General features: G+C 31.2%; 8 protein-coding genes. All 8 read left to right on the top strand.

The annotated features are described in order from the left end of the window. Positions 1-3 precede the first annotated feature (3 nt). The 8 genes from RF683_RS05395 (at position 4) to RF683_RS05360 (ending at position 12,740) form a co-directional block, all read left to right on the top strand. Complete coding sequence (locus RF683_RS05395; protein ID WP_309531321.1) at positions 4-891, top strand: branched-chain amino acid transaminase; 888 nt, start codon at positions 4-6, stop codon at positions 889-891. Continuing rightward, complete coding sequence (gene ilvD, locus RF683_RS05390; RefSeq protein ID WP_309531320.1) at positions 891-2,567, top strand: dihydroxy-acid dehydratase; 1,677 nt, start codon at positions 891-893, stop codon at positions 2,565-2,567. The genes RF683_RS05395 and ilvD overlap by 1 nt, the downstream gene beginning before the upstream one ends. Before the next feature lie 12 nt (positions 2,568-2,579). Next, positions 2,580-4,325, top strand: a complete 1,746-nt coding sequence (gene ilvB, locus RF683_RS05385; RefSeq protein WP_309531319.1) for a biosynthetic-type acetolactate synthase large subunit — start codon at positions 2,580-2,582, stop codon at positions 4,323-4,325. Continuing rightward, the gene (gene ilvN, locus RF683_RS05380) at positions 4,325-4,912 is read left to right on the top strand and encodes an acetolactate synthase small subunit (RefSeq protein ID WP_309531318.1); all 588 of its coding nucleotides are present in this window, start codon (positions 4,325-4,327) and stop codon (positions 4,910-4,912) included. The genes ilvB and ilvN overlap by 1 nt, the downstream gene beginning before the upstream one ends. A gap of 11 nt (positions 4,913-4,923) precedes the next feature. Continuing rightward, entirely contained in the window at positions 4,924-5,967 is a 1,044-nt protein-coding gene (ilvC, locus tag RF683_RS05375; protein ID WP_309531317.1) for a ketol-acid reductoisomerase, read from the top strand. Positions 5,968-5,969: 2 nt separating this feature from the next. Next, positions 5,970-7,211, top strand: coding sequence for a threonine ammonia-lyase IlvA (ilvA, locus tag RF683_RS05370; RefSeq protein WP_309531316.1), 1,242 nt, complete (start codon positions 5,970-5,972; stop codon positions 7,209-7,211). A gap of 759 nt (positions 7,212-7,970) precedes the next feature. Continuing rightward, the gene (locus tag RF683_RS05365; RefSeq protein WP_309531315.1) at positions 7,971-9,590 is read left to right on the top strand and encodes a T9SS type A sorting domain-containing protein; all 1,620 of its coding nucleotides are present in this window, start codon (positions 7,971-7,973) and stop codon (positions 9,588-9,590) included. Positions 9,591-9,593: 3 nt separating this feature from the next. Next, positions 9,594-12,740 (top strand): hypothetical protein, encoded by a 3,147-nt coding sequence (locus tag RF683_RS05360; RefSeq protein WP_309531314.1) that lies wholly within the window; start codon positions 9,594-9,596, stop codon positions 12,738-12,740. Positions 12,741-12,746: the final 6 nt, after the last annotated feature.

The raw sequence follows: 12,746 nt of genomic DNA, 5'->3' as shown, positions 1-12,746 counted from the left end.
TATATGTATTTTAATGAAAACACCATTATTTATTGGAATGGAAATTTTGTAAAAGCCAAAGAAGTAAATGTTAATTTGTACAATCAGACTATGCATTATGGAAACGGAGTTTTTGAAGGAATTCGAGCATATGATACACCAGATGGTACAAGAATTTTTAAATCAAAAGAACACTATGAGCGTTTGCATTATTCAGCTAGAAAAATGCACATCAATTTTGATATTCCCGTAAAGGATTTAGAAAAAATAACCTATGATTTACTCCGTATAAATAATTTAAAAAATGCGTATATCCGACCCTTGGTTTATTTGGGGGAAAATATGTCATTAAGTCCAACGGCAGATGTTAATTTAGTAATAATGGCTTGGGAATGGGGAAATTATTTAGGAGATAAACTGTTGAAAGTAATGCTTTCTTCTTACCAACGTCCTAATCCTTTGTCTTGCTATGTTCAGGCTAAGGTGGTAGGACATTACACAAATAGTATATTAGCAACTACTGAAGCAAAATCAAGAGGATTTGATGAAGCATTACTTACAGACAGCAATGGGTTTATTGCGGAAGGACCAGGAGCAAATTTTTTCATTGAAAAAGATGGTAAATTATTCACCCCACCTTTAGGCAATATTTTAGCTGGAATAACAAGAGCTACAGTATTTGAAATTGCTAAAGAGTTAGGGTTTGAGGTAATTGAAAAGTTGTTTTTACCAGAAGAAATTTTTCAAGCAGAAAGTGCCTTTTTCTGTGGAACAGCTGCTGAAGTTATAGGTTTAAGAAGTTTTAACGAACATATTTTTCCTTTAGCATGGGAAGAAAGTATTGGTGCATACATTCAAAAAAGTTATAAAATACGAGTTGTTCAAAATGAATTTCAAAACGTATTTATATAATGACACTAAATAGATACAGTAGTATACTAACACAAGACCCTACGCAACCCGCCGCACAAGCAATGCTTTATGGAATAGGTCTTACGGAAGAAAAATTAAACCAACCTTTTGTAGGAATTGCATCAATGGGTTATGATGGCAATACATGTAATATGCATTTAAATCATTTGTCAGCATTGATAAAAAAAGAAGTAAATCGTAATGATATGGTTGGTTTAATTTTTAATACCATAGGAATTAGTGACGGAATTACGAATGGTACTGAGGGTATGCGGTATTCTTTAGTAAGTAGAGAACTCATAGCCGATAGTATAGAAAGTGTAGTCGCCGGACATTATTATGATGCTTTAATTGCTGTACCTGGATGCGATAAAAATATGCCAGGTTCCTTAATAGCAATGGGAAGACTTAATAGACCTTCAATTATGGTATATGGTGGTACTATTGCGCCGGGAAAATATCACGATAAAGAATTGAATATTGTTTCTGCTTTTGAAGCTTTAGGAGAAAAAATAGCAGGAAAAATAGAGGAAGAAGAGTATAAGTCCATTATCAAAAATGCTTGTCCTGGAGCTGGAGCTTGTGGCGGAATGTATACAGCTAATACTATGGCAATTGCGATTGAAGCCTTAGGAATGAGCTTGCCTTATTCTAGTTCAAACCCTGCTTTAAGTCATGAGAAAATTAATGAATGTGAATCAATTGCTTTTTATGTACATAATCTACTTCAAAAAAATATTTGTCCTAAAGACATTATGACTTTTGATGCTTTTGAGAATGCTATTACAGTTTTAATAGCTCTAGGAGGAAGTACAAATGCAGTATTACATATTATTGCTATGGCACATAGTGTTGGTATTACTATTACTCAAGACGATTTTCAAAGAATAAGTAATAAAACCCCATTAATTGCTGATTTTAAGCCTGGTGGAAATTACTTAATGCAAAATTTACATCAACATGGTGGACTACCTGCAGTATTAAAATATTTAGTACGAAAAGGTTTGTTACATGATGATTGTCTAACCGTTACAGGAAATACACTCGCTGAAAATTTAAAAAACATTGAAGAAATAAATTTTGAAACCCAAAATATCATTAAACAGATAGAAGAACCAATAAAGACTTCTGGGCATATTCAAATTTTGTATGGCAACTTAGCAGAAAAAGGATCTGTAGCCAAAATCACTGGAAAAGAAGGTGTTTTTTTTAAAGGACCTGCAAGAGTTTTTAATGGTGAAAAAGAATTAATAAGAGGTATTGAAGCAAAAAAAATTACATCGGGTGATGTTGTAGTAATCCGTTATGTGGGACCTAAAGGCGGTCCAGGAATGCCAGAAATGTTAAAACCTACCTCAGCTATTATAGGTGCAGGATTAGGTAAGTCTGTTGCTTTAATAACAGACGGCAGATTTAGTGGCGGAACGCATGGTTTTGTAGTGGGTCATATCACTCCTGAAGCATTTGATGGTGGCACAATTGCATTAGTAGAAGATAATGATAGTATTGAAATTGATATTAGTAAAAACAGGATTGAACTTTTAGTTTCTGAAAGGGAATTAGATAAAAGAAAAAAAAATCGTATTCAACCTGTCTTGAATATTAATCAGGGTGTGTTACTAAAATATGCTAAATGTGTTACGGATGCATCAAAAGGATGTATTACAGATGAATAGAAGAATTAAAAAATGGAGACAAAAGAGAAAAGAAGTAAGTTAATTACAAATGAAATAAGGCAATATTCGGGTAGTGAAGCGGTTATTGATGCACTAATGCAAGAAGGTTGTGCTACTATATTTGGTTATCCTGGAGGCGCTATTATGCCAATTTATGATGCCTTGTTTGATTATAAAAAAGAAATTAATCACATCTTAGTAAGACATGAACAAGGCGCCATTCATGCTGCACAAGGATTTGCTAGAGTAAGTGGAAAAACTGGAGTTGTATTTGCTACAAGCGGTCCAGGCGCAACAAATTTAGTTACGGGTTTAGCGGATGCTATGATTGATTCCACGCCGTTAGTTTGTATTACGGGTCAGGTTTTTGCTCATTTATTAGGAACAGATGCATTTCAGGAAACAGATATAATAAATATTACCACACCTATAACTAAATGGAATTATCAAGTAACAGATGCAACTGAAATTCCAGAAGTTTTAGCTAAGGCTTTTTATATTGCAAAAAGTGGAAGACCTGGGCCTGTACTAATAGATATTACTAAAAATGCGCAGTTACAATTATTTGATTATCAAGGGTATAATTTTTGTAAGTGCATAAGGAGCTATAAACCCAAACCAGAAATAAGGGTAGAGGCAATACAACAGGCTATTTCTGTTATAAACAAAGCAAAAAAACCATTTGTAATTTTTGGTCAAGGAGTAATTTTAGGTAATGCCGAAAAAGAGTTGCAAGATTTTATTGAGAAAGCAATTATTCCTGCTGCATGGACAATTATGGGGAAAGGAGCAATACCCACAAATCATCCGTTAGCTGTTGGAATGTTAGGTATGCATGGAAATTATGGTCCTAATTATTTAACAAATGAATGTGATGTTCTTATAGCTATAGGTATGCGATTTGATGATAGAGTTACTGGAAGATTAGATAAATATGCTAAACAAGCTAAAGTTATTCATTTAGATATTGATCCTTCGGAAATTGATAAAAATGTTGATTCTACCATTGCAATTTGGGGAGATTGTAAAGAGTCATTGCCTTTGCTTACAGACTTAGTGTCAAATTTATATAATGAAGATTGGTTAACTGAGTTTGAAAGAAAGAAAAGTATTGAATATGATGCGCTTATACATAACGAATTATTTCCCCAAATGGGCGGTATAACAATGGGAGAAGTAATTCAAGTTTTAAATGAATTAACTAAAGGTAATGCCATTATAGTGAGTGATGTAGGTCAACATCAAATGATTGCTTGTCGTTATGCAGAACAAACCACAACTAGGAGCAATATAACTAGTGGAGGGTTAGGTACCATGGGATTTGCTTTACCTGCTGCAATTGGTGCAAAATATGGCGCACCTGAACGAATGGTTATTGCCATAATAGGCGATGGAGGTGTACAAATGAACATTCAAGAATTAGGTACTATAATGCAGTTTAAACCTGATGTGAAAATTATTATATTAAACAATAGCTTTTTAGGAATGGTTCGTCAATGGCAAGAATTATTCCATGAAAAACGCTATTCTTTTACAGATATTCAAAGCCCAAATTTCGTTCAAGTAGCTAAAGGATACAATATAAAAGGAAAACAAATAAGTGAACGAAAAGAGTTGCGAACCGCCTTACAAGAAATGTTAAATCATAGTGAAGCTTACTTATTGGAAATAGCAGTTATTCATGAAGACAATGTGTTTCCAATGGTTCCTCAAGGTAAAGGAGTTGCAGATATTGTTTTACGTAAAAAAGATATATAATGAAACAAGAATTTACATTAACAATTTACACAGAAAATCATATTGGTTTAATTAATAAAATAGCCATTATGTTCTCCAGGAGAAAAATTAGTTTAGAGAGTTTAAATACTTCTCCAAGCGAGGTAGAGAATATATATAGATTCACAATAGTTGTTATAGAAACTCCTTCGGTAGTAAAAAACTTAGTCTGTCAGTTAGAAAAAATTATTGATGTTTTTAAAGTGTTTTGTAATACAAATGATGAAATAATTTGGCAACAAATAGCGCTATATAAAGTCTCTACACCCGTTATTATGAAAGAAGTAAAAGTAGAACGCTTGTTAAGAGAATATGGAGCAAAAGCAATTGTTATAAGAGACGATTACACTGTTTTTGAAGTAACGGGACAAGAAGAAGAAATTCATAACGTATTACAAAAACTTACTAAGTATGGCTTAATTGAATTTGTGAAAAGTTCTCGAGTGGCCATAAATAAAGAAAGCCATGGCATACATAAAATGATAGTAGAAATGGAAAATAATAATCCGAAAGGGCAACCCATAACAAATCAATATTTAGATCAAAAACAACAAATATTTCAAATGTAAATTAATATAAAATGGCAAAGATAAATTTTGGCGGAGTTCAAGAAACCGTTATTACAAGAGAAGAATTTCCTTTAGAAAAAGCAATTGATACCCTAAAATATGAAACGATAGCAATTATCGGTTATGGTGTACAAGGTCCAGGGCAATCGTTAAACTTGAGAGATAATGGTTTCAATGTAATAATTGGACAGCGAAAAGGAGGAAAAAGTTGGAAGAAAGCAATCGCTGATGGTTGGATTGAAGGAGAAACTTTATTTGAGATAGAAGAAGCTTGTGATAATGCAACAATTATTCAATATTTATTATCAGATGCAGGCCAAATTGATGCTTGGCAACAAGTCAAAAAATCCTTAACAGCAGGTAAAACACTTTATTTTTCTCATGGTTTTGGAATAATATTTAACGAGCAAACAAATATTATACCACCCGCAGATGTAGATGTAATTTTAGTTGCACCAAAAGGATCGGGTACTTCTTTAAGAAGATTGTTTTTAAAAGGTGAAGGTGTCAATTCAAGTATAGCTGTGTATCAAAATGCTACAGGTAGAGCCTATGAGAAAGCGATAGCTTTAGGTATTGGTGTGGGTTCGGGATATTTATTTGAAACAGATTTTAGAAAAGAAGTGTATTCAGATTTAACAGGTGAACGAGGCATATTAATGGGCGCATTAGCTGGGATGTTTGAAGCGCAATATGAAGTACTTCGGTCAAATGGGCATTCACCTTCGGAAGCTTTTAATGAAACAGTTGAAGAACTAACGCAAAGTTTAATGCCTCTAGTTGCAGAGAACGGTATGGATTGGATGTTTGCCAATACTTCTGTAACCGCACAACGAGGAGCTTTGGATTGGAAAGGTAAATTCAAGCAAGCAGCCAAGCCAATTTTCGAACAATTATATGAAGAAGTAGCTTCGGGTAGAGAAGCAACAAGAGTAATTATAGAAGGTAGTAGCCCAGATTATAGAGAAAAATTAGATGTAGAATTAGCTGAAATTAGAGAATCAGAGCTTTGGAAGGCAGGTGCCGCAGTTAGAAAATTGCGACCAAAATTGTAATAATGAACTTATTTAATAAAACGTTAGAAGCAAAAGAAAATCTAAGAAAAGTTATTTCGCCAACCCCTTTATTGCTTAATGTAAATTTATCAAGCGAATATAAAGCTAATGTTTTTTTGAAACGTGAAGATTTACAAGTAGTTAGATCCTATAAAATACGAGGAGCGTTTAATAAAATACAATCTTTACATGCAAAAGATTCACAACGAGGCATTGTGTGTGCAAGTGCCGGAAACCATGCACAGGGAGTTGCCTATTCTTGTCAATTATTAGGTATAAAAGGAAAAATTTTTATGCCAAAAACAACACCAAAGCAAAAGATTAAACAAGTACAATTATTTGGAAAATCTTTTGTAGAAATTGTTTTGGAAGGAGATACGTTTGATGATGCGTATAATGCCGCATTAGTAGATTGTCAGGCAAGCGGCATGTTGTTTATTCATCCCTTTGATGATGAACACGTAATTGCTGGACAAGGTACAACTGCATTAGAAATTTTAGATTCTTTTAAAGATCCCATAGACTATGTATTTGTTCCTATTGGCGGTGGTGGATTAGTAGCAGGCATAATAAGTGTCTTTAAAGTTTTAAGTCCAATTACTAAAATTATAGGTGTTGAACCTCTAGGTGCACCCTCAATGAAAGCAGCTATTGAGAATAAGAAACCCATTCAACTCCAAAAAATTGATAGATTTGTTGATGGAGCAGCAGTAAAGCAAGTGGGAAAATTAAATTTCGAAATTTGCAAAGACTATCTTCATGAAATTTTAATAGTACCTGAAGGAAAAGTATGTACAACTATTTTAAAATTATATAATGAAGAAGCATTGGTTGTGGAACCCGCTGGCGCATTAACAATTGCCGCTTTAGATTTGTATAGAGAAAAAATTATAGATAAAAATATAATTTGTATTGTTAGCGGAAGTAATAATGATATAGAGCGAACAGAAGAAATTAAAGAACGCTCGTTATTATATGAAGGATTAAAACATTATTTTATTGTTCAATTTCCGCAACGACCAGGTGCATTAAAAGAGTTTGTCAATGATGTTTTAACAGAACATGACGACATAACTTATTTTCAATTCATTAAAAAAAATAATAGGGAAGTAGGCCCCGTAGTAGTAGGAGTTGAAGTCAAAGAGGCAATTACCATTAACAAAATTAAAGAAAAAATGACAGCTAAAGGTTTTGAGTACCAATACTTAAACAAAAAAGAATTATTAATGTCTTTACTTGTTTAAATTATCAATATTAATAATTAAAAACCCTGTGAAATAAATATTTTACAGGGTTTTTTGTGAAAATAGAAGATTTATCTTCGAACTTTTGAACCGAGAACCTTCTTCAAAAAAAATGAAAAAAGGCTTTTGGTACGACTGTGGGCGATATTGATTTAACTTCAAATCAAATTTTAAAATTTATTCAGAATTTTATTGAAGAGTAAAAATAAAAAAAACTAAAGATTTTCTATTAAAAGCAATTATTTTTTGCTATTTTCCTTGTTTACTTGATTTTATTGTATAATTAATTTGAAATACATTATACACATTTCTGTATGTTTTTCATCAAAATACTTCCATTTTTCTTCCATTATTAAAAAAAATGCTTAAAAAAAGATTAAGTATAGAATAATTTTATTTAACCGTTCTAATCGTCTTTAAATACAAAAATTGTATAAAATTTTGAGTCTTTATTTTGTTAGAATCTTCACTCAATTCTTCTAAAGCTTAAATCTAAATGTTTTTTATATCATTGAAAATCAATAAATTATAATTTAACACATTTTAATGCGTATTGTTTTTATATAAATAAAATACTACGTTTGAAACGGTCTCTTTTGCGATTTTTAAAATAATAGCAATTTTAGAATACTTGTATCAATTTACGTGTACTATGTCTAAAAATGGACATGTATTTTTATTGCAAATTGAGTAAAATTACGCAACGTTTTAAAAATAAGACCTCCTATATTGCCCAACTTAATTATACATTACATATATATGAAACACCAAACAAAATTTTTGATTTTAAGTCTCTTGCTATTTGTCAATTCCTTCGCTCAAGAAATCCTTTGGGAAAAATCCTTAGGAGGCAAACATGCAGAGTATCTGTTAGATGCGCAACCTACCCCAGACTATGGCTTTATTTTAGCTGGAAGTTCTATTTCTGGGAAGACGGGTAATAAAGAAGCCATAAACAAAGGCGATTTGGATTATTGGCTTTGGAAGATGAATGAAAAAGGCAAACTCGACTGGCAAAAAAGTTTTGGCGGTGCAGGTGTAGATATGCTGTACAGTGTGAAGTTAACCACAGATGGAGGCTTCATACTAGCAGGAACGTCTAATTCAAACAAAGGATTTGATAAGAAAGCAGATGCCAAAGGACATGACGATTTTTGGATACTAAAATTAGATGCCAAAGGGAATGAACTATGGCAACAAACTATTGGCGGTAGTGGTCAAGAGAAATTACAGACTATTTGTCAAACCAAAGATGGAGGTTATGTTATAGGTGGTACATCAGCTTCATACAAAACAGAAAAAAATGATATGGGTCTGCTTGATGTTTTTGGCAAATCTGAAGATACACGAGGCAATTTAGATTTTTGGATTGTTAAATTAAAAAGTGATGGAAAAATTGAATGGCAAAAAACATTGGGAGGAAGTTATGTAGATGAATTAAAAGATATAGTGGTATTAGCTAACGGAAATATTTTAGCTGGAGGCTATTCTAATTCTCCTCAGTCAGGAGATAAAACACAAGATGCCTATGGATTGGGTGATTTTTGGCTGGTAGAATTAAATAGTCAAGGACAATTACTTTGGCAACAAACCCTTGGAGCAGAAGCGGATGATAATTTATTTGCTCTACAACTGACAGCTGATGGTGGCTTTATGGTAGGAGGTAATTCTAATTCAGGCACATCAAGTAGTAAAACAAAATCGAGTAAAAACGGCAGTGATTTTTGGTTATTAAAATTTGACAAAGATAAAAACCTAGAATGGCAAGAAACCTATGATTATGGCAGTAAAGATGTTTTAACGTCAATAGTAGAAAACAAAGACGGTTCTTATTTGATTGGTGGTTATGCCCAGTCGGAACAAAACGAGCCAACCACAACAAAAATTAAAAAAGCAGACAAGGAAGGCATTAACGATTATATCGCTTTAAAAATAAATGCAAAGGGAGAAGAACTTTGGACACAAACTATTGGAAGTAAAGGAGAAGAAGTATTACGAAAGTTGTTTGAAACACGAGATGGAGGGTATTTATTAGCAGGTACATCAAATGGCGCTACATCAAGAGATAAACAAAGTAGTATTGGTGGTGCAGATTTTTGGATTGTAAAAGTAAAAGACAAACAGAAACCTGAAAAAATTAAATTGCCACTAGAAGCAGCACCAAATCCTGCAATTACGTTTACAAACGTATTAATAGGCTATGAATATCAAGAAGGTACAGCGTCGTTATTTGACATTAACGGTAGATTATTGCAACAATTTACCCTTTCAGGTAGCAGAACCTTACCCGTAGAGCTTACTAATTATCCATCAGGCATCTACATTGTAGAAGTACATACCAACATAGAGAAACATTCAGTAAAAATTATAAAAGATTAAGTTATGAGGAAGTATTATATTTTTATTTTTCAAATAATTATTTTTTCTTGTTTTTCACAAAACCAAGAAAGTTATCAGAAATACTTATCAAATTTTCCTAAAGCACCGTTAACTCCAAACACATACAATTTTCTTAAGCAAGGAGAGGTAAAGATTGATGAATATACAGGTTCAAATCATTATGAAATTGAATTATATAATTTAAAAAACAATGATATTGAAATTCCAATCACTTTAAAATACACAAGTTCAAACGGTATAAAAGTTACAGAAGAAGCTAGTTGGGTTGGACTTGGATGGAATTTAACGCTGCCTACTATAGTTCAAATGGTTAATGATTTTGATGATTTAAGTGTTGAAAGGAGATTTATAAGACCTGATTATTTTAAAACATATACACCATTTGTTTCAGATCAGCAAAATATAAATCAATATTCAGTAGATGTATCTAATTATACTAATGGTTCAATAACTTCTCCAATTATAGCACCTGAAATACAAAATGGAGTTAAAAAATCATTTTATGAGCTATCGTTTTATAATGGTGTTTCACAAAGAAAAGAAGATATTGTTAACTATGTATATGATTCAGAACCGGATTATTTTATTGTAAATCTTCCTGGTCAGCAACTAAAAATGACAACAGTTACTGATTTATATTCTCCAAATGATGTATTGGGTATTGTAAAATTTAAAATTTTAAATAATTTAACGTATAAAGCAGAAAAAACAGCAATGGGTATAAAAATTACAGATGATAAAGGTAATTTATATTTTTTTGAAGAGAAAGAGGAAGTGTTTAATATTGATGGTACAGGAACACAATTCATAACTAATAGAAATTGGTTTTTAACTAAAATTCAAAATTATAATAATCAGTTAATTACATTAAATTATGATAATAAAGGAGATATTAATCATATCACTCAAATAGCCCAAAGACAAAATAAAAATACAGGAATGAATTTCGACCAAGGTTTTACTCCTTTTTACTATAGTATTTTAAATTATTTATCAGTTAATGGCAATTCTTTTTTCAATATGGATTTAGATAATTTAATTCTTACTTCAAATGGAATCGTAACAAATACTGCTAAATCATTAAACATTACAAAAGGACATAAAGTTATTTCGAACATTATTTTTGATTCAGGTAAGATTGAATTTAATACAAGTACAAGAAGTGATAATAATTTTTTTAAATTAGATAACATTTATGTTAAAGACCTAAATAACACGCTTGTAAAACAGATTAAATTTAATTATGATTATTTTCTTAGTGCTAATAATCCAGTGAACAGTAAATATAATATTGTTTTCTATTGGACTTTATTCAATGAAGCACATCTAAAAACTCGATTACAATTAACTTCAGTAAATACTTATGAAGAAAAAGATTATGTGTTTGAATATGAACAAAATCTATTACCAGAAAAAAATTCTTTTGCTAGAGATTATTGGGGGTATGCAAATGGAAAATTAACAAATACCTCTTTGTTACCTAATATGGTAGATATTTATCCTGGATTTAATGATTTAGGTTTTGTAACTTCAAATAATATGAATCCAGATATTTCATATTGCAAAGCAAATATTCTAAAAAAAGTAATTTATCCATCTGGTGGAAGTGTTGAGTTTGATTATGAATTAAACAGTGCAACTAATTTCTTTTTTGATATTGTATTTGACCAAACTTTACGATATGGTAATGGATTGCGATTAAAAAAGAAAATTCTAAATGATGGTAGAGGTAATTTAATAACAGAACAATTGTTTTATGAAGAAGGAAAAGCTTTATTGCCAAAACGATTAACTCGATCAAATAATCAATATAAATATGGAAGGGTTCCAAATGCATATGCAACAAATTGTAATCCACCGGATTGGTGTTCTTCTCAACTTTTTTCAATTGCTTATAATGCATTAAGCAATGATAGTTTTATTTCAAGTGATGGATTTAATTTTTCGGATAATGTTGGATATTCTAAAGTAACAAGAAAAATAGTTGACAGTATTAATAATGGAGCAATAGAAAAAGAATTTTATAACAAGCCACTTATTCCTTGGTTTTGTTCGGAAAATTTTACATTACCATCATTGTATGATAGTAATACTAATAATCAAAATGGAAACATTTTAAAAGAGACAGTAAAAAACAATTTAAATATTTTACAAAAAGAGACATTTTATACGTACAACTTTTATATATCTGATATTGAGTATGGAATCAAATTAAAAAGCTTAGGTCTTAAATCAATGCCGATTGAATTTTTATTTGGGTCAGGTAGTCAGTCTTGGGATTCTAATAAATGTAACTATTATTGTTATTTTAATCCTCAAACTTTTATTAGTTGTTATTTATTAGGGGCTTATCCTATTTACGCATATGATTCAAAACTAAGCAGTGTAAAAGAAGTTTTATATTTAAATGGAAATCCGATTGAAAATTTAACCACTTTTTCCTATTCTCCAAGAAGGTATCTAAAAATGGAGACTAAATTTAATTCTGATGAAGTTACTGAATCTACTACTTATATATACTCTCATGAAAACTTATCTGAACCTTATATGTATGAATATTCGTTTATTAATAATGTAATGGGTGAAACAGTAAAAGAATTAACAACAAAAAATGGTCAACATATTAAAACATTTAATAAGAGTTATGAAAAAAATGGAATTACAAACAATAAAATAAAGCCTGTAAATTTCTTAATCCAAAAAGGTCAAAATGATATTCAAAATATTGCTATTATTAATAAATATGATGATATAGGAAACATACTGGAATTTAGTCAAAATAATAGCCCGAGCATAGTTATGATTTATGGATACAATAAATCCTTGCCCATTGCAAAAATTGAGAACGCAACCTATGCACAAGTGCAACAATATGAAGCAAATTTACAAACGCTTTCTAACGGTACAGATGAAAATGCACTCAGTACAGCATTAAATAATTTACGTACAGCTTTACCAAATGCGATGGTTTCAACCTATACCCACAAACCATTAATTGGAATTAGTACAGCCACAGACCCAAAAGGGGATAAACAAACCTATCATTATGATAGTTTTAATAGACTACAATTTGTCAAAGACAAAGAGGGCAATATACTTTCTGAAAATGAGTACCATTACAAAAACTAAAGCAAG

The sequence above is a fragment of the Flavobacterium sp. 20NA77.7 genome (assembly GCF_031326205.1).
GTDB classification, from domain to species: domain Bacteria; phylum Bacteroidota; class Bacteroidia; order Flavobacteriales; family Flavobacteriaceae; genus Flavobacterium; species Flavobacterium nakdongensis.
The sequence above is the reverse complement of the archived record's forward strand: the minus strand, read 5'-3'. Positions and strand labels throughout refer to the sequence as shown.

Bases quoted from the DNA above. Each gene is read 5' to 3' on its own strand.
- RF683_RS05395 (WP_309531321.1), top strand. From the start codon at position 4: ATGTATTTTAATGAAAACACCATTATTTATTGGAATGGAAATTTTGTA.
- ilvD (WP_309531320.1), top strand. From the start codon at position 891: ATGACACTAAATAGATACAGTAGTATACTAACACAAGACCCTACGCAA.
- ilvB (WP_309531319.1), top strand. From the start codon at position 2,580: ATGGAGACAAAAGAGAAAAGAAGTAAGTTAATTACAAATGAAATAAGG.
- ilvN (WP_309531318.1), top strand. From the start codon at position 4,325: ATGAAACAAGAATTTACATTAACAATTTACACAGAAAATCATATTGGT.
- ilvC (WP_309531317.1), top strand. From the start codon at position 4,924: ATGGCAAAGATAAATTTTGGCGGAGTTCAAGAAACCGTTATTACAAGA.
- ilvA (WP_309531316.1), top strand. From the start codon at position 5,970: ATGAACTTATTTAATAAAACGTTAGAAGCAAAAGAAAATCTAAGAAAA.
- RF683_RS05365 (WP_309531315.1), top strand. From the start codon at position 7,971: ATGAAACACCAAACAAAATTTTTGATTTTAAGTCTCTTGCTATTTGTC.
- RF683_RS05360 (WP_309531314.1), top strand. From the start codon at position 9,594: ATGAGGAAGTATTATATTTTTATTTTTCAAATAATTATTTTTTCTTGT.